Source organism: Streptomyces sp. NBC_01591 (assembly GCF_035918155.1).
In the GTDB taxonomy this organism is placed as follows: domain Bacteria; phylum Actinomycetota; class Actinomycetes; order Streptomycetales; family Streptomycetaceae; genus Streptomyces.
Genome location: NZ_CP109327.1, coordinates 2538440 through 2555554 on the forward strand (window position 1 = coordinate 2538440; position 17115 = coordinate 2555554).

Annotated in this window: 14 protein-coding genes; 11 read left to right on the top strand and 3 right to left on the bottom strand. The window is 72.2% G+C overall.

Annotated features, from left to right (window positions below):
- Positions 1–53: 53 nt before the first annotated feature.
- Positions 54–833, top strand: coding sequence for an adenosylcobinamide-GDP ribazoletransferase (gene cobS / locus OG978_RS11845; RefSeq protein ID WP_326765174.1), 780 nt, complete (start codon positions 54–56; stop codon positions 831–833).
- A 15-nt stretch (positions 834–848) separates the two neighbouring features.
- Here cobS and OG978_RS11850 read toward each other — a convergent pair whose 3' ends face one another.
- Positions 849–1679, bottom strand: a complete 831-nt coding sequence (locus OG978_RS11850; protein WP_326765175.1) for an endo alpha-1,4 polygalactosaminidase — start codon at positions 1677–1679, stop codon at positions 849–851.
- 259 nt (positions 1680–1938) lie between these two features.
- Between OG978_RS11850 and OG978_RS11855 the strand changes: the two genes are divergently transcribed.
- From OG978_RS11855 to OG978_RS11885, 7 genes are all read left to right on the top strand, one after another.
- A complete protein-coding gene (locus tag OG978_RS11855) occupies positions 1939–3483 on the top strand; it encodes a leucyl aminopeptidase (RefSeq protein ID WP_326765176.1) in 1545 nt (514 codons plus the stop codon).
- A 328-nt stretch (positions 3484–3811) separates the two neighbouring features.
- Positions 3812–5200 carry a dihydrolipoyl dehydrogenase gene (gene lpdA, locus OG978_RS11860; protein WP_093544964.1) on the top strand — a complete coding sequence of 463 codons (1389 nt, stop codon included), beginning with the start codon at positions 3812–3814 and terminating at the stop codon, positions 5198–5200.
- Between the two features lie 62 nt (positions 5201–5262).
- Entirely contained in the window at positions 5263–7050 is a 1788-nt protein-coding gene (sucB, locus tag OG978_RS11865) for a 2-oxoglutarate dehydrogenase, E2 component, dihydrolipoamide succinyltransferase (protein WP_326765177.1), read from the top strand.
- Positions 7051–7232: 182 nt separating this feature from the next.
- Entirely contained in the window at positions 7233–7856 is a 624-nt protein-coding gene (locus tag OG978_RS11870) for a GntR family transcriptional regulator (RefSeq protein WP_326765178.1), read from the top strand.
- Between the two features lie 255 nt (positions 7857–8111).
- The gene (gene aceE / locus OG978_RS11875) at positions 8112–10781 is read left to right on the top strand and encodes a pyruvate dehydrogenase (acetyl-transferring), homodimeric type (protein ID WP_326765179.1); all 2670 of its coding nucleotides are present in this window, start codon (positions 8112–8114) and stop codon (positions 10779–10781) included.
- A gap of 59 nt (positions 10782–10840) precedes the next feature.
- A complete protein-coding gene (locus OG978_RS11880; RefSeq protein ID WP_326765180.1) occupies positions 10841–11812 on the top strand; it encodes a helix-turn-helix transcriptional regulator in 972 nt (323 codons plus the stop codon).
- A gap of 61 nt (positions 11813–11873) precedes the next feature.
- The gene (locus tag OG978_RS11885; protein ID WP_326770001.1) at positions 11874–12395 is read left to right on the top strand and encodes a DUF4240 domain-containing protein; all 522 of its coding nucleotides are present in this window, start codon (positions 11874–11876) and stop codon (positions 12393–12395) included.
- Positions 12396–12417: 22 nt separating this feature from the next.
- Here OG978_RS11885 and OG978_RS11890 read toward each other — a convergent pair whose 3' ends face one another.
- A complete protein-coding gene (locus OG978_RS11890) occupies positions 12418–13188 on the bottom strand; it encodes an SDR family NAD(P)-dependent oxidoreductase (protein WP_326765181.1) in 771 nt (256 codons plus the stop codon).
- A gap of 168 nt (positions 13189–13356) precedes the next feature.
- Between OG978_RS11890 and OG978_RS11895 the strand changes: the two genes are divergently transcribed.
- Positions 13357–13992: a TetR family transcriptional regulator gene (locus OG978_RS11895; RefSeq protein ID WP_326765182.1), complete on the top strand. Its 636-nt coding sequence runs from the start codon at positions 13357–13359 to the stop codon at positions 13990–13992.
- A gap of 51 nt (positions 13993–14043) precedes the next feature.
- On the opposite strand, the gene OG978_RS11900 is transcribed toward OG978_RS11895, so the two are convergent.
- On the bottom strand, positions 14044–14562 hold the full coding sequence (locus tag OG978_RS11900; RefSeq protein ID WP_326765183.1) for a GNAT family N-acetyltransferase: 519 nt from the start codon (positions 14560–14562) through the stop codon (positions 14044–14046).
- Positions 14563–14687: 125 nt separating this feature from the next.
- Between OG978_RS11900 and OG978_RS11905 the strand changes: the two genes are divergently transcribed.
- Together OG978_RS11905 and OG978_RS11910 are read left to right on the top strand one after the other, a co-directional pair.
- Positions 14688–15587 carry a TIGR01777 family oxidoreductase gene (locus OG978_RS11905; protein WP_326765184.1) on the top strand — a complete coding sequence of 300 codons (900 nt, stop codon included), beginning with the start codon at positions 14688–14690 and terminating at the stop codon, positions 15585–15587.
- A gap of 205 nt (positions 15588–15792) precedes the next feature.
- A complete protein-coding gene (locus OG978_RS11910; RefSeq protein WP_326765185.1) occupies positions 15793–17100 on the top strand; it encodes an NAD(P)/FAD-dependent oxidoreductase in 1308 nt (435 codons plus the stop codon).
- Positions 17101–17115 lie beyond the last annotated feature (15 nt).

Sequence of the window (17115 nt, forward strand, 5' to 3'; positions counted from 1 at the left end):
CTGTCGCGTTATGGGCAATCTATCGGCCGGGCGCACCGATTAGCCTGCGCGCCGTGACCTCCCTGAACAGCCATGGCATCCGCTTCGCCTTCGGCACCCTGACCGTGCTCCCCGTCCGCGTCACCCGCTGGGACCGCGAGGCCGCCCGCGCCGGGATGCTGTGCGCGCCGCTCGCCGGCCTCGTCGTGGGGCTGCTCGCGGCGGTGCCCGGCGGCCTGTTGCTGCTGCTCGGCTCGGGGCCGCTGCTCGCCGCGGTCGCCTCGGCCGCCGTTCCCGCCGTACTGACCCGGGGTCTGCATCTGGACGGTCTCGCGGACACCGCCGACGGCCTGGGCAGCGGCAAGCCCGCCGACGACGCCCTGCGGATCATGAAGCAGTCCGACATTGGGCCGTTCGGTGTGATCACCCTGCTGTTCGTGCTGCTGGCCCAGGTCGCGGCGCTCCACGAGCTGTACGGGCGGAGCTGGGCGCACGGTGCGGTGGCGGCGGCCGTCGCCGCGGTCACCGCCCGGCTCGCCCTCACCCTGGCCTCCCGCCGGGGCGTGCCGCCGGCCCGTCCGGAGGGGCTGGGTGCGGCGGTGGCGGGCACGGTCACGGGGCGGGGCGCGGTGGCGGTCGGTGCGGTGGTGGTCGCGGGCTGCGCGGGTGCCGGTGCGCTGCTCGGCGGGTACGGGGCGCTGCACCACGCGCTGGCCGCGCTGGCCGCGCTCGGTGTCGCCCAGCTCCTGCTGCGGCACTGCGTGCGGCGCTTCGGCGGGGTGACCGGCGATGTCTTCGGCGCGCTGGCGGAGACTGCGGCGACGGCGGCCCTGGTGGCCCTGACGCTCGGTTAGGGCCTCTCGTCTGGCTCAGGCGCGGGCCTTCGGGCACTCCTGGCGCCACACGCCCAGTTCGTACTTCTTCAGCAGCGAGCTGAGCCCCAGCCGCCGCGAATCGGCGCAGAACCGGGCGACGGGCAGCTCGTACTCGACGTGGAAGACGGCCTTGCCCGCCTTCACGAACGGGGTGAGCTTCTCGCACTCCTCGTACTGCGCGCACTGCTCGTTGACCGCGAAGTCGAAGTCCGGCTCCAGCTCCGGGATCTGCCCCAGGTCGTTCTTCAGGCCGACGGCGAGCCCGTGGCGGTGGGCGATCCGGGCGATGAGCCGGTTGTAGCGCAACTGGTCGGCGGCGGTCAGCGGGAAGCCGGTGCGGTTGCGGTAGCCGTCCATGTTGTCGGGCTCCACCGCGTCGAACCCCTTCTCGGCGCACATCTCGATCCGCCGCTCCATCAGCGGCTCCAGGATGTCCGTACGGCGGATGTCGAGCCAGTACTCGCCCTCCCAGCCGTTGCCCTTCCCCCGTACCGACTCGGGGAACTTCCCGGCGTCCGGACGGAAGTCCTCCCAGGCGCCGGTGGAGAGGTAGCAGATCACCTTGCGGCCCCGGCGGTGCAGATCGTCGACCGCCGATGCCTTGTGGTCGAAGCCGTCGATGTCGTACACCGGGACGTCCACCGTCGGGTCCAGCCGGCCGGAGAGCTGCCACTGCCAGCCGATGCCCGGCTCCGGCCGCCAGCGGCCCTTCCCGGAGGGTTCTGGCGCCGACGTGCAGCCGGCCAGCAGGGCCAGCAGAATCAGTACGGCGACGGGCAGCGCCCGGTCCCCTCCCGTCACGCGTGCAGCCCCACGGGCGCGCATGGTTCTCCCCTTGTCGGTCCGGCACCGCCAACGACCCTACGGCCACGATCGGTTCCGGCTGCACGGACCCCGGCCGGGACACCCGGGACCGGAGCCGTGCCTCCACTACAGGCCACCGACGGCCCGCCGCCGTGATCCTGCGGCAACGGCGCGCGTAGGCTCATTACCGGCACATTGCGGCGGCGTCTACGATGCGCCGGGCACGGTCGGCCCACCCCTCGACCGACAACGAACTCAACGGAAGCGAGATTTCACCACCGTGACTGCTCTCACTCTCAGCACTGCCGGTGCGGCGACGCTGCGCGCCGACGCACTCGTCGTCGGCGTCGCCAAGGGCGCCAAGGGGCCGGTTCTCGCACCGGGCGCCGAGGCCGTGGACAAGGCGTTCGACGGAAAGCTCGCCACCGTCCTGGAGGCCCTGGGCGCCGCAGGTGCCGAGGGCGAGGTGACCAAGCTCCCCGCACCCGACGGCCTCAAGGTCCCGGTCGTCATCGCGGTCGGGCTCGGCGCCGTCCCGGAGAAGGACGAGGCGTACGACGCCGAGGCGCTGCGCAAGGCCGCGGGCTCGGCCGCCCGTGCCCTGACCGGCTCGAAGAAGGCCGGCTTCGCGCTGCCCGTCGCGTCCACCGAGGACGCCGAGGCGATCGCCGAGGGCGCGCTCCTGGGCGCGTACGCCTTCACCGCGTACCAGGGCGGCGAGAACAAGCTCGCCCCCAAGGGCAAGAAGAACGGCAACGGCGCGAAGCTGCCGCTCGGTGAGGTCGCCCTGCTCGGCACCAAGCCGCGCGACAAGGCGTTCAAGGCGGCCGCCGAGCGCGCCGTCGCGCTGGCCGAGGAGATCAACCGCGCCCGCGACCTGATCAACACCCCGCCGAACGACCTGTACCCCGAGTCCTTCGCCGCCGTGGCCACCGCCGCGGGCAAGGAGCACGGCATCAAGGTGCAGGTCCTCGACGAGAAGGCGCTCGTCAAGGGCGGCTTCGGCGGTCTGCTGGGCGTCGGCCAGGGCTCGTCCCACGGCCCGCGTCTGGTGAAGCTCGCCTACACGCACCCGAAGGCGGAGAAGACCCTGGCCCTGGTCGGCAAGGGCATCACCTACGACTCGGGCGGCATCTCGCTGAAGCCGGCCGGCCACAACGAGACGATGAAGTGCGACATGAGCGGCGCCGCCGCCGTGTTCGCGACCGTCGTCGCGGCCGCCCGCCTCGGCCTCCGGGTCAACGTCACCGGCTGGCTGGCGCTCGCCGAGAACATGCCGTCGGGCAACGCCACCCGCCCCGGTGACGTGCTCCGCATGTACAGCGGCAAGACCGTCGAGGTGCTCAACACGGACGCCGAGGGCCGGCTCGTCCTCGCCGACGCGCTGACCCGCGCCTCCGAGGAGAACCCGGACGCGATCGTCGACGTGGCGACCCTGACCGGCGCGATGGTGCTGGCGCTGGGCAACCGCACCTTCGGCATCATGGCGAACGACGACGCCTTCCGTACCTCCATCCACGAGATCGCCGAGGAGGTCGGCGAGGCCTCCTGGCCGATGCCGCTCCCCGCCGACCTGCGCAAGGGCATGGACTCCCCGACCGCCGACATCGCCAACATGGGCGAGCGGATGGGCGGCGGCCTGGTGGCCGGTCTGTTCCTGCAGGAGTTCGTGGGCGAGGGCATCGCCTGGGCGCACCTGGACATCGCCGGTCCGGCCTTCCACGAGGGTGCACCGTACGGCTACACGCCGAAGGGCGGCACCGGCTCCGCGGTCCGTACGCTCGTCAAGCTGGCCGAGCGCACCGCCGCCGGAGACCTCGGCTGAGGCCGCAGCTGTGACGTACGGCCCCGGGCATAGGTCCGGGGCCGTACGTGTTGCTCCCATGGCATCGCCGCACGGATCCGGCAGGTTTCGCTCTCGACGAAATCAGTAGGGGTCTACGCAGCGGTAACCCCCTGAGACGGATGATCATCCGTCTCAGACCCGGGCCCCGCGTCCCGCCCACCGTCAACAAGTGCGAAGATGGGTTCTCGGCAGGACAGGGCCCCCACCACAGGGCCGAATGACAAAAGCGGCCGAACACCAGCCGACCGGCCGGTCACACCCCAGCGACGGGGCCCGGCGTACGGCGCACATGCATGGAGGACGTGACGTGGCGAACGACGCCAGCACCGTTTTCGACCTAGTGATCCTCGGCGGTGGTAGCGGCGGTTACGCCGCGGCCCTGCGCGGAGCGCAGCTGGGCCTGGACGTCGCTCTGATCGAGAAGGGCAAGGTCGGCGGCACCTGCCTGCACAACGGCTGTATCCCCACGAAGGCCCTGCTGCACGCCGGTGAGATCGCCGACCAGGCGCGCGAGTCCGAGCAGTTCGGTGTCAAGGCCACCTTCGAGGGCATCGACATCGACGCCGTCCACAAGTACAAGGACGACGTGATCTCGGGCCTGTACAAGGGTCTGCAGGGTCTCATCGCCTCGCGCAAGGTCACCTACATCGAGGGTGAGGGACGGCTCTCCTCCCCCACCTCGGTGGATGTGAACGGCCAGCGCGTCCAGGGCCGCCACGTGCTGCTCGCGACCGGCTCCGTGCCGAAGTCGCTGCCGGGCCTGGAGATCGACGGCAACCGCATCATCTCGTCGGACCACGCGCTGAAGCTGGACCGCGTCCCGAAGTCCGCGATCGTGCTGGGCGGCGGCGTCATCGGCGTCGAGTTCGCCTCGGCGTGGACGTCCTTCGGCACCGACGTGACGATCATCGAGGGCCTGAAGCACCTCGTCCCGGTCGAGGACGAGAACAGCTCGAAGCTTCTTGAGCGCGCCTTCCGCAAGCGCGGCATCAAGTTCAACCTCGGTACGTTCTTCCAGAGCGCCGAGTACACGCAGGACGGCGTCCGCGTGACCCTCGCCGACGGCAAGACCTTCGAGGCAGAGGTGCTGCTGGTCGCCATCGGCCGCGGCCCGGTCTCGCAGGGCCTGGGCTACGAGGAGGCCGGCGTCGCGATGGACCGCGGTTACGTCCTCGTCGACGAGTACATGCAGACCAACGTGCCGACCATCTCGGCCGTGGGTGACCTGGCCCCGACGCTCCAGCTCGCGCACGTCGGCTTCGCCGAGGGCATCCTGGTGGCGGAGCGGCTGGCCGGTCTGAAGACCGTTCCGATCGACTACGACGGTGTGCCGCGGGTGACGTACTGCCACCCCGAGGTCGCCTCCGTGGGCATCACCGAGGCCAAGGCCAAGGAGCTCTACGGCGCGGACAAGGTCGTCGCTCTGAAGTACAACCTCGCGGGCAACGGCAAGAGCAAGATCCTCAAGACCGCGGGCGAGATCAAGCTCGTCCAGGTCAAGGACGGTGCCGTGGTCGGCGTCCACATGGTCGGTGACCGTATGGGCGAGCAGGTCGGCGAAGCCCAGCTGATCTACAACTGGGAGGCGCTGCCCGCCGAGGTCGCGCAGCTCATCCACGCCCACCCGACGCAGAACGAGGCGATGGGCGAGGCGCACCTGGCCCTCGCCGGCAAGCCCCTGCACTCCCACGACTGATCCAGTCGACCGGGCGCGACGACCGACCCACTTCCGCACTTTCGTAAGGAGCAACTGAAACCATGTCGGTTTCCGTAACCCTTCCGGCGCTCGGCGAGAGCGTCACCGAGGGAACTGTCACCCGCTGGCTGAAGGCCGAGGGCGAGCGCGTCGAGGCCGACGAGCCGTTGCTCGAGGTTTCGACCGACAAGGTCGACACCGAGATCCCGGCCCCCGCGGCCGGCATCCTGGCCGCCATCAAGGTCGCCGAGGACGAGACCGTCGAGGTCGGCGTCGAGCTGGCCATCATCGACGACGGCACGGGTGCACCCGTGGCCGCCGCGGCTCCGGCCGCCGAGCCCGCGGCCGCCCCGGCCCCGGCGCCGGTCGCCGAGGCCCCCGCCGCAGCCCCGGCCCCCGCAGCCGAGGCCCCGGCCGCCGCCGCACCGGCCGGTGGCACCGCCGGTACCGACGTCACCCTTCCGGCGCTCGGCGAGAGCGTCACCGAGGGCACCGTCACCCGCTGGCTGAAGGAGGTCGGCGAGGAGGTCACGGAGGACGAGCCCCTCCTGGAGGTCTCCACGGACAAGGTCGACACCGAGATCCCGGCCCCGGTTTCCGGTGTGCTGCTGGAGATCGTCGTCGCCGAGGACGAGACCGCCGAGGTCGGCGCCAAGCTCGCCGTCATCGGTGCCGCCGGTGCCGCTCCGGCTGCTGCCCCGGCCCCGGCCGCTCCGGCACCCGTCGCCGCCCCGGCTCCGGCCGCCCCGGTCGCCGCCCCGGCACCGGTCGCTCCGGCCGCTCCCGCGCCGGCTCCGGCCCCGGTGGCGCCCGCCGCCCCGGTCGCGGCTCCGGCTCCGGTGGCCCCGGCCGCTCCGGCGCCCGTCGCCGCTCCGGCTCCGGTCACCCCGGCCGCCCCCGCCGCGACCTCCGGTGACGACGGCGCGTACGTCACGCCGCTGGTCCGCAAGCTCGCCGCCGAGAGCGGCGTCGACCTGGGCGCGGTCAAGGGCACCGGCGTCGGTGGCCGCATCCGCAAGCAGGACGTCGTCGCCGCCGCGGAGGCCGCCAAGGCCGCCGCAGCTGCCCCGGCTCCGGCCGCCGTTGCTCCGGCCGCCTCGAAGGCGCCGAAGCTGGAGGCCTCCCCGCTGCGCGGTCAGACGGTCAAGATGACCCGCATGCGCAAGGTCATCGGCGACAACATGATGAAGGCGCTGCACTCGCAGGCCCAGCTGACCTCGGTCGTCGAGGTCGACATCACCAAGCTGATGAAGCTGCGCAACCAGGCGAAGGCCGCGTTCGCCGCCCGTGAGGGCGTCAAGCTGTCCCCGATGCCGTTCTTCGTGAAGGCGGCGGCCCAGGCGCTGAAGGCCCACCCGGTCATCAACGCCCGGATCAACGAGGACGAGGGCACCATCACGTACTTCGACTCGGAGAACATCGGCATCGCCGTGGACGCCGAGAAGGGTCTGATGACCCCGGTCATCAAGGGTGCGGGCGACCTGAACATCGCCGGTATCTCGAAGAAGACCGCCGAGCTGGCCGGCAAGGCCCGCGGTGGCGGCCTGACGCCGGACGACATGTCCGGTGCCACCTTCACCATCAGCAACACCGGCTCGCGCGGTGCGCTGTTCGACACCGTCATCGTGCCCCCGAACCAGGCAGCCATCCTGGGCATCGGTGCCACGGTCCGCCGCCCGGTGGTCATCGACCACCCGGACCTCGGCGAGACGATCGCGGTGCGCGACATGACGTACCTCTCGCTCTCCTACGACCACCGTCTGGTGGACGGCGCGGACGCCGCCCGTTACCTGACCTCGGTCAAGGCGATCCTGGAGGCCGGTGAGTTCGAGGTCGAGCTCGGCCTCTGAGCACCACGGCTGTAACCAGCCTCACCAGCGGCGCCCCCGTCCGGAACACTTCCGGACGGGGGCGCCGCCGTATTGTCTAGGGTCTGTCCGACCCTGATCCGCCGGACAGGCCCTAGACACCATCGGTCGCCCCGGCAATCGTGATGGTGCGGAAGCACCGGTTTGCCCCGAAGGAGCCCCTCATGACCCCGCCCGTCGTCCACTCGCTGCGCGAACAGATCCGCGAGCACATCGTGGACGGGATCGTCAGCGGGCGCTGGAAGCCCGGTGAGCGGATCGTGGAGCGCCGGATCGCCACCGAGCTGGAGGTCAGCCAGACGCCGGTACGCGAGGCGCTGCGGGAGCTGGAGACGCTCCGGCTGATCGAGTCGGCCCCCAACAAGGGCGTACGGGTCCGCAATCTCACCGCCGCCGACCTGGAGGAGAGCTACCCGGTACGGGCCGGCCTGGAGCAGATCGCGGCGGAGCTGGCGGCCCCGGTCCTCGGCGAGGACTGCTCGCGCCTCACCCCGCATGTGACGGCGCTCTACGAGGCGGACCGGCTGGCCGACGGCGAGGCGCAGGTACGGCACACCGTGGGCTTCCACCGCGAGATGGTGCGGGCCGCCGGGAACGCGGTGCTGCTGCACACCTGGGAGGGGCTGGGCATCGAGGTGTTCACCGCCCTGTCGATCCGGTGGCTGGGCACGGTGCAGAAGTCGTACGCGGAGGAGCACGAGGCGCTCATCGAGGCGTTCCTGCGCAAGGACCCGGACATCGGGGTACTGGTCAAGGCGCACGTACTCGGCTGCGCGCCGCGCGCCTGAGGACCGTACACATCCGTCGCAAGGGGTGCTCGCCTGTGCAGGCGGACGCCCCTTTTGTGCGTTAAATCCCGTCACTCCGTGCCCCATTCCGAGGCACCGCATGCCACTTTCTTCATATCGAGAAGTTTTGCGCTTCAGCCTTTGATCGATCATCGATCGGCGACTTACAGTTCATTCGCGGGCCCACCGGCCCCATCGCCCTGTCCTGCCAGTCAGGGCCTTCTCCACCCCCCTCCACTCCGGAAGGCGGCGATCATGACCGACCCCGTAGGAAAGCTTCCGAGCGAGCTCGACCAGCTCCCGGACCGTGACCCCGAGGAGACCGCCGAATGGGCGGCCTCCCTGGACGCCGTCACCACGGCCGCGGGCCCGCACCGCGCCGCGTACCTGATGCGGCGCTCGCTCCAGCACGCGGAGGGCGCCGGCATCGCGCTGCCCAAGCTGCTGGAGACCGATTACGTCAACACCATCCCCACCTCCGCGGAGCCCGCCTTCGACGGCGACCTGGAGATGGAGTCCCGGATCACCGCCTGGAACCGCTGGAACGCGGCCGCGATGGTCACCCGTGGCGCGCGCTTCGGCGTCGGCGGCCACATCGCCACCTTCGCCTCGGCGGCCTGGCTGTACGAGACCGGCTTCAACCACTTCTTCCGCGGCAAGGAGGGGGACGGCTCCGGCGACCAGCTCTACATCCAGGGCCACGCCTCCCCCGGCATCTACGCCCGCGCCTTCCTCGACGGCCGGCTGAGCGAGCAGCAGCTCGACAACTTCCGCCAGGAGGCGGGCGGCGACGGCCTGCCCTCCTACCCGCATCCGCGGCGGCTGCCCTGGCTGTGGGAGTTCCCCACCGTGTCGATGGGCCTCGGCCCGCTCTCGGCGATCTACCAGGCGCGCTTCAACCGCTACCTCGCCAACCGCAACATCAAGGACACGTCGAACTCGCACGTATGGGCCTTCCTCGGCGACGGCGAGATGGACGAGCCCGAGTCGACCGCCGCCCTCGCCCTCGCGGCCCGTGAGCGGCTCGACAACCTGACCTTCGTCATCAACTGCAACCTGCAGCGCCTCGACGGCCCGGTCCGCGCCAACTTCCGCGTGGTCCAGGAGCTGGAGGGCGCGTTCCGCGGCGCCGGCTGGAACGTCGTCAAGACGCTCTGGGGCAGCGCCTGGGACGAGCTGTTCCAGCTGGACACCACGGGCGCGCTGGTCCGCCGGCTCCGGGAGGTCCCGGACGCGCAGTTCCAGACGTACGCCACCCGCGATGTCGCGTACATCCGCGAGCACTTCTTCGGCGCCGAGCCCGCCCTCGCCGAGCTGGCGAAGCTGCTCACCGACGCGAAGATCGCCGAGTGTTTCTACACCTCGCGCGGCGGCCACGAGGCCCGCAAGGTGTACGCGGCGTACCGGGCGGCCCTGGCGCACAAGGGCGCGCCGACCGTGATCCTCGCCCAGACGGTGAAGGGCTTCACGCTCGGCAAGGGCTTCGAGTCCAAGAACGCCAACCACCAGATGAAGAAGCTGTCCGTCGACGAGTTCAAGGACATGCGCGAGCTGCTCGGACTCCCGATCCCGGACAGCGCCTTCGCCGACGGCCTGGTGCCCTACGGCCACCCGGGCGCCGACTCCCCCGAGGTCCGTTACCTCCAGGAGCGCCGCGCCGCCCTCGGCGGTCCCGCTCCGGCCCGCCGGGTGCACGCCGTGGCGCTGCCCCAGCCGGAGGAGCGCGCGTTCGCCGCCCTCAAGAAGGGGTCCGGCAAGCAGGAGATGGCCACGACCATGGCCTTCGTGCGCCTGGTCAAGGACCTGATGCGGGACAAGGAGACCGGCAGGCGCTGGGTTCCGATCGTCCCGGACGAGGCCCGTACCTTCGGTATGGAGTCGCTGTTCCCGTCGGCCGGTATCTACTCGCCGCTGGGCCAGACGTACGAGCCGGTCGACCGCGACCAGCTGATGTACTACAAGGAGGCCAAGGACGGCCAGATCCTCAACGAGGGGATCACCGAGGCCGGGGCCATGGCCGACTTCATCGCCGCCTCGACGTCGTACGCGACGCACGGCGAGACGATGATCCCCTTCTACATCTTCTACTCGATGTTCGGCTGGCAGCGGACCGGCGACCAGATGTGGCAGCTCGCCGACCAGCTCGGCAAGGGCTTCATCGTCGGCGCCACCGCGGGCCGTACGACGCTGACCGGTGAGGGCCTCCAGCACGCGGACGGCCACTCGCAGCTGATCGCCGCCACGAACCCCGCGTCGCTCAACTACGACCCGGCGTTCGCGTACGAGATCGCGGTGATCGTCAAGGACGGTCTGCGCCGGATGTACGGCCCCGAGGCCGAGAACGTCTTCTACTACCTGACGGTCTACAACGAGCCGAAGCCGCAGCCCGCGATGCCGGAAGGCGTCGAGGAGGGCATCGTCAAGGGCCTGTACCGCTTCAAGGAGGGCACGCCTGCCTCGGCGGACGCCCCGCGGGTCCAGCTGCTGGCCTCCGGTACGGCCATCCACTGGGCCCTTCGGGCGCAGGAGCTGCTGGCCGCGGACTGGGGTGTCACGGCCGACGTCTGGTCCGCCACCTCCTGGGGCGAGCTGCGCCGCGAGGCGCTGGAGTGCGACGAGGCGCTGCTCCGCGGTGAGCAGCGGGTGCCGTACGTGACCCAGGCGCTGGAGGGCGCACCGGGTCCGGTCGTCGCGGTCAGCGACTGGATGCGTCAGGTCCCGGACCAGATCAGCCAGTGGGTGGAGCAGGACTGGTCCTCGCTCGGCACGGACGGCTTCGGCCTCTCCGACACCCGCGACGCGGCCCGCCGCCACTTCGGCGTCGACGCGCAGTCGGTCGCGGTCGCGGCCCTGGCCCAGCTGGCCCGCCGCGGCGAGGTGACCGCGTCCGCGGTCAAGGAGGCCCGGGAGCGGTACGGGCTCTGACCGTGAGGGCGGCCGGGTACGCCCGGCCGCCCCGCGTGGCATGCGGCCACAATGGCCGCATGCGTGCTGCCCGTCTCATCAGAATGGTGCTGCTCCTGCAGTCCCGCCCCGCCATGACCGCCGCCGAGCTCGCCCGTGAGCTGGAGGTGTCCGAGCGGACCGTGACCCGGGACGCCCAGGCGCTCTCGGAAGCGGGCGTCCCGGTGTACGCGGACCGGGGCCGGGCCGGGGGCTACCGGCTGGTCGGCGGTTACCGCACCCGCCTCACCGGTCTCGCCCGTGACGAGGCCGAGGCGCTCTTCCTCTCCGGACTGCCGTCCGCCCTGCGCGAGATGGGCCTGGAGGACGCCGCGTCCGCCGCCCGGCTCAAGGTGTCGGCGGCCCTGCTGCCCTCGCTGCGGGACGCCTCCGACAGTGCCGGCCGGCGCTTCCACCTGGATGCTCCCGGCTGGTACCAGGAACCGGTCACGCCCGAACTGCTGCCGGCCGTCGCCGAGGCCGTGTGGGACGACCGGATCGTCCGTGCCCGCTATCGCCGGGGCGGCCCGGACGGCGAGGTGGAGCGGGAGATGGCACCGTACGGGCTCGTCCTGAAGGCCGGGGTCTGGTACGTCTGCGCCCGGGTGGGAGACGATTTCCGGGTGTACCGGATCGACCGGTTCTCGGCCGTGGCGGTGTCCGACGAGCGGTTCGAGCGCGACGAGGAGTTCGATCTGCCGGGCTTCTGGGACGAGCGGGCCGCCCAGTTCGCCCGGTCGCTCCTGCGGACCGAGGTGACGGTACGGGTGTCGCCGGAGGGCGTACGCCGACTGCCGTACACCATGGACCGTTCGGCGGTCCACGACGCCCTCGAAGCGGCCGGCCCGCCCGATGCCGAGGGGTGGCTCACGGTCACCCTGCGGGTCGAGTCCGACGAGGTCGCGTACAGCCAACTGCTGGCCCTGGGGCCGGAGTCGGAGGTGCTGGAACCGGCCGCCCTGCGGGACCGTTTCGCCGCGGCCGCCGAACGCCTGCGCGAGCTCTATCACTGAGGGTTGCTTCTCCCCGCGTCCGCGTGCGTGGCCCGGCGCCAGGGCCGATGCTTGACCCGTGATGGACGAGACGGAGTTCTGGGAGATCGTCGACAGCACCCGCGCGGCCGCCGAGGGCGACCCCGAGGACCAGGCCGACCTGCTCGTCGAACGGCTGGTGCGGCTCGATCCCGACGCGGTGCTGGACTTCGCCAGGCACTTCGAGGCCCGTTTCAACCGCGCCTACCGCTGGGATCTGTGGGGCGCCGCCGCCGTGCTGCTCGGCGGGGCGAGCGACGACGCCTTCGACTTCTTCCGCTGCTGGCTGATCGGCCAGGGCCGGGAGATCTTCGAGGGTGCTCTGCACGACCCGGACAGCCTCGCCGATCTCCTCGACGACTTCGACGAGGAGATCGACGGGGACGCCGAGGATCTCGGCTACGCCGCCGACGAGGCGTACGAACAGCTCACCGGCGTGGTCGCCCCGGACCTCGGCCTGCCGCCCCAGGCCGCCGAGCCCGAGGGCACCCCCGTGAGCTTCGAGGACGACGCGGCCCTGGCGGAGCGCTTCCCCTCGCTCTGGGCACGGTTCGGGCCCGGCTGACGGGCGCTGCCGGGCCGTCGCCTCAGAAGTGGGTTCCGCCGTCGATCCGGATCTCCGTACCGGTGATGAAGGCCCCGTCCCGGGAGCCGAGCATCGCGACGACGCCGGCGACGGTGTCCGGGCTGGCGAAGCCCGCCCCGAGCGCCGGGGCCAGCTTCATGAAGAGCGACATGTCGGCATCGGCGGGCAGCCCCGGACCGTTGCCGCTGGTCATGTCGGAGGAGATCGAGCCGGGCGCGACGGCGACGACCCGCAGCCCCTGCTTGCTGTACTCGCTCGCCAGCGCGTGCGTCATCGACTGGATGCCGCCCTTGCTCGCCGCGTACGCCGACATGTAGGGGTGCGCGAAGCTCGCCGAGGTGGAGGAGAAGTTCACCACGACCGGCTCGTCGCCCGCCAGCAGGGCCGGTATCGCCTCGCGGATCATCAGGAACGTACCCGTGAGGTTGACCGCGATGATCTTGTTGAAGAACTCCAGCGTCGTCTTGTGGGTGTGCTCGGAGCGCAGGATTCCGGCCGCGTTGACCAGGACGTCGAGCCCGCCGAGGGTCTCCACGGCGGAGGCGACGCCCGCCCGGACCGCGGCCTCGTCCGAGATGTCCAGGACGAGGGTGGTGAGGCGCCCGGCGGTGCCGTTCGCCACGGCCGTGTCGTGGGTGGCCTTCAGCCCGGCCTCGTTGACGTCGGCCGCGACGACGCGGCCGCCCTCGGCGAGGAGGCGGTGGACGGTGGCCTGTCCGATGCCGGAGCCGGCCCCGGTGATAAGTGCGCGGCGGCCTTCGTAGCGGTTCATGCCTGTATCTCTCCCGATCCCGGTGACTGCCCGGTGACTGCTGTCCCGAAGCGTCTCGGCGGCGCCCCGATGACGTCCCGATCAATGTCCACCGTACGCCTGGATGGCACGTTTTGCCATGAAGGCATTTCGCGCACACCTCTCCCCTGCCGAGGTAATCTCCCGGGAATGAGCACCGAGCCGACCCAGCCGTCCCTCACCGAGCGCCGCAAGGCCGCGACTCAGCTGGACATCGCGCGCGCCGCGGCCTCGCTCTTCGCCGAGCGGGGGCCCGACGGCACCACGGCGGAGGACATCGCCGGCCGGGCAGGCGTGGCGCTGCGCACCTTCTACCGCTACTTCCGCTCCAAGCAGGACGCGGTGGGCCCGCTGCTCTCCGGCGGCGCCGAGCGCTGGCGGGCGCTGCTGGAAGCGGCCGAGCCCGGGGCCCCGCTCGCCGGGGCCCTGGAGCAGGCGGTCACCGAGGCGCTCCGGGTGCCGGGCGCGGACGGCGCCGAGCAGCTCGGCTGGACGCGCGGGCTGCTGCGGGCCGCGGCGGACGACCCGGCGCTGCGCGCCGTCTGGTACCGGGTCAATCAGGATTCGGAGGAGCGGCTGCTCCCGGTGCTGACCCGACTGGCGGGCGACGGGGCCGACCCGCTGGAGGTCCGGCTCGCCGCGGCCGCCGCCACGGACGCGGTCCGTGTCGCGCTGGAGGCCTGGGCGGAGACGGACGCGCCGACGGCCGGGCCCGGCTCACCCGCCGATCTGGCGGTGCGCTGCCTGCACGAACTCATGGGCGGCATGCGGCTGCTCAAGGACTGAGCGACGGACGAGGACCTGTCCGCCCCTGATCCGCCGGGCAGGCCCCAGGGGTCACGGGGCGAGCGAGCGGCCCATCATCACGTCGTCGACGTAACGCCCGTTCAGGAAGAACTCACCGGGCAGCACTCCCTCGACGACGAACCCCTCCGACTCGTACAGGGCGCGCGCGGGCGCGTTGGGCCCGAGCACCCGCAGGGTCATCCGGTTCGCCCCGTCGCCGCGCGCCGCCGCGAAGGCGGCCCGCAGCAGGGCCCTGGCGACACCGCGGCCGCGCGCCCAGTCGGCCACGGCGAGGCCCTGTATCTGCCGGACATGCGTGTTGCAGGCCAGCGGGGTCGGCGGGACCAGCCTGGTGTACCCGGCCAGGCGCAGCTCGCCCGTGTCGTCCCGCTCCTCGGCCACCAGGAAGTCCTCGGGCCGGTGGTGTTCGTCGAAGAACGGCGCGTACGGCGGCTGCGGCCTGGGCATCACGGCGTGCAGCGTCGACCAGGTGGCGCGGTCGAGTTCACCGAGAGCGGCTTCGTCGGAGGGGGTGGCGGGGCGGATGGAGTGCGCGTGGATCTCGGGCATGCGCGTCACTGTGCCACGGCGCCCCTTCTCCGGTCAGCCCCGTTTCGCCACCCGGCACACACACCGATAACTCCAACGGGCCCGGCAGGTGGGCCCGTCGGGGCCGCTGGGGCAGGATGGACCCCATGCTGCACTCCCGTATCGCTGTCACCGGAGCATCCGGACTCATCGGAGCGGCGCTGGTGCGCTCGCTGCGGGCCGACGGGCACGAGGTGGTACGCCTCGTGCGGCACCCGGCGCGGGCCGGCGACGAGGTGGAGTGGGACCCCAGGCGCGGGTACGTCGACGTGGCGGGCCTGGTGGGCTGCGACGCCGTCGTCCATCTCGCCGGGGCCGGGGTCGGCGACCACCGCTGGACAGCCGCGTACAAGCAGGAGATCCGGGACAGCCGGGTGCTCGGTACCGCGGCAGTCGCGGAGGCGATCGCCTCGCTGGACGTACCGCCGAAGGTGCTGCTGTCCGGGTCGGCGATCGGCTACTACGGCGACACCGGGGACCGCGCCGTCGACGAGAGCGCCCCGGCCGGTGAGGGCTTCCTGCCGTCCGTCTGCGTGGAGTGGGAGGCGGCCACGGCCGCCGCCCAGGAGGCGGGCGTACGGACGGTGCACGCGCGCACCGGTCTGGTCGTCGGCCGCGAGGGCGGCGCCTGGGGCCGGCTCTTCCCGCTGTTCCGGGCGGGGCTGGGCGGCCGGCTGGGCAACGGGCGCCAGTACTGGAGCTTCATCGCGCTGCACGACGAGGTCGCGGCGCTGCGCCACGTCCTGGACACGGAGTCGCTGTCGGGCCCGGTGAACCTGACCGGACCCGACCCCGTCACCAACAGCGAGGTGACGGCCGCGATGGGGCGGGTGCTGCACCGCCCCACGCTCTTCACGGCTCCGGCACCGGCCCTGCGGATCGTCCTGGGGGACTTCGCGGAGGACGTGCTGGCCAGCCAGCGGGTGCTGCCGGGTCAGTTGCTGGACTCGGGCTTCGTGTTCGCCTTCCCGGGAATCGACGCGGCGATCCGCGCGGCACTGCGCTGAGCCCTGCACCGGCCGGGGCGCCCTGCCTGCAAGGCGCCCCCTCCGCGGAATCGGACGGACATGCGACCCCGTGCAACGGTGCCCCGGGTGCGCGCGACTGCGTCTTCGTCGGCCGCCCTCCTAGCCTCCTTGCGAACTCGGGCATTCCGGGGGCCTGTTGGGGGCAAAACCCTCCCAGCAGTTGCGCCGACTCGGGGAGGGGCACGTGCTCAGCACGGCACACCACGCGGACGTCGTCATCATCGGGGCCGGGATCGCCGGCCTGTCAGCAGCCCAGCGATTGACCAGCGCAGGGGTAAGTGTCAGCGTCCTGGAGGCCGGCCCCCGGGTCGGCGGCCGGATGACCACCGCCGACCTGGACGGCTTCCGGCTCGACCACCTCGGCCCGCTCCTCAGCACCTCCTACCCGGCTCTGCGCACGACGCCGGGTCTCGAAGGGCTGGTGCTGCGCAACTTCGCCCCGGGGGTCCTCGTCCACAGTGAGGGCCGTCAGTACCGGACCGGCGATGTACGGGGCGCGCGGGGCGCATTCAAGGCGGCGCGCGCCCTCGCAAGCGCCCCCCGGCCACCGATGGGCGGGCCTATCGACCAGGCCCGGCTGGCCGCCGCCCTGTCCCGGCTCGCCGCCACCCCGTCCGCCCGCATCCTGGCCCGGCCCGAACAGACCGCGCTCGCCGCCCTGTCCCACCGCGGCCTGCCCTCCCGTACGGTCAACGGCTTCCTCCGCCCGCTGCTCTCCGCGCTGCTCAGCGACCCCGGGCTCAGCACGTCCAGCCGATGCGCCGACCTCGCCCTGCGCGGCTATGCGCGCGGCAGGCTGTGCGTGCCCGCGGGCGGCGCGGCGACGCTGCCCGAACTGCTCGCGGCCGCACTGCCGCCCGGCACCGTGCGCACGGGGGTGCATGTCACGGCTGCCGACATCACCTCGGTCCGCACCAAGGAGCACGGCGAACTGGGCTGCCGTTCCCTGCTGTTGGCGACCGGCGCAGGTGCCGCCGCCGAACTGCTGCCCGGTCTGCGGGTGCCGTCCTTCCACCCCGTGACGGTCCTTCACCACACCGCCCCCGCTCCCCCGCCGGCCGGCGCCGCGCTGCTGCTGGACGCCGACCGCTCGGGCCCGGTCTCGCACACCGCGGTGATGAGCGCGGTCGACCCCTCGCGCGCCCCGCACGGCCGTACGCTGATCAGCTCGACTGTGCTCGGCACCCCGCCGCCCGATCTGGACCGCGCGGTCCGCACCCATCTGGCCGCGCTGTACGGCACCTCCACCGACGACTGGGAGCTGCTGGCCGCCCACCACGACCCCGAGGCGGTCCCCGCGATGCCGGCCCCGCACGATCCGTGCCGCCCGGTGCGGCTGCTGGCCGGCCTGTACGTGTGCGGCGACCACCGCGACACCAGCACGGTCCAGGGCGCCCTGTTCTCGGGCCGCCGTGCGGCCGAGGCGATCCTCACCGACCTGGGTGTACGGCCGGGGAGCGGAAACGGGACGGCGCTGCCCGAGGCGGCGTAGGAGCTGTCCGCTGCG

Excerpts from the sequence above, each read along its gene's own strand:
- OG978_RS11850 (WP_326765175.1), bottom strand. The coding sequence starts at position 1,679 with ATGCGCGCCCGTGGGGCTGCACGCGTGACGGGAGGGGACCGGGCGCTG.
- sucB (WP_326765177.1), top strand. The coding sequence starts at position 5,263 with ATGTCGGTTTCCGTAACCCTTCCGGCGCTCGGCGAGAGCGTCACCGAG.
- OG978_RS11870 (WP_326765178.1), top strand. The coding sequence starts at position 7,233 with ATGACCCCGCCCGTCGTCCACTCGCTGCGCGAACAGATCCGCGAGCAC.
- aceE (WP_326765179.1), top strand. The coding sequence starts at position 8,112 with ATGACCGACCCCGTAGGAAAGCTTCCGAGCGAGCTCGACCAGCTCCCG.
- OG978_RS11880 (WP_326765180.1), top strand. The coding sequence starts at position 10,841 with ATGCGTGCTGCCCGTCTCATCAGAATGGTGCTGCTCCTGCAGTCCCGC.
- OG978_RS11885 (WP_326770001.1), top strand. The coding sequence starts at position 11,874 with ATGGACGAGACGGAGTTCTGGGAGATCGTCGACAGCACCCGCGCGGCC.
- OG978_RS11890 (WP_326765181.1), bottom strand. The coding sequence starts at position 13,188 with ATGAACCGCTACGAAGGCCGCCGCGCACTTATCACCGGGGCCGGCTCC.
- OG978_RS11895 (WP_326765182.1), top strand. The coding sequence starts at position 13,357 with ATGAGCACCGAGCCGACCCAGCCGTCCCTCACCGAGCGCCGCAAGGCC.
- OG978_RS11900 (WP_326765183.1), bottom strand. The coding sequence starts at position 14,562 with ATGCCCGAGATCCACGCGCACTCCATCCGCCCCGCCACCCCCTCCGAC.
- OG978_RS11905 (WP_326765184.1), top strand. The coding sequence starts at position 14,688 with ATGCTGCACTCCCGTATCGCTGTCACCGGAGCATCCGGACTCATCGGA.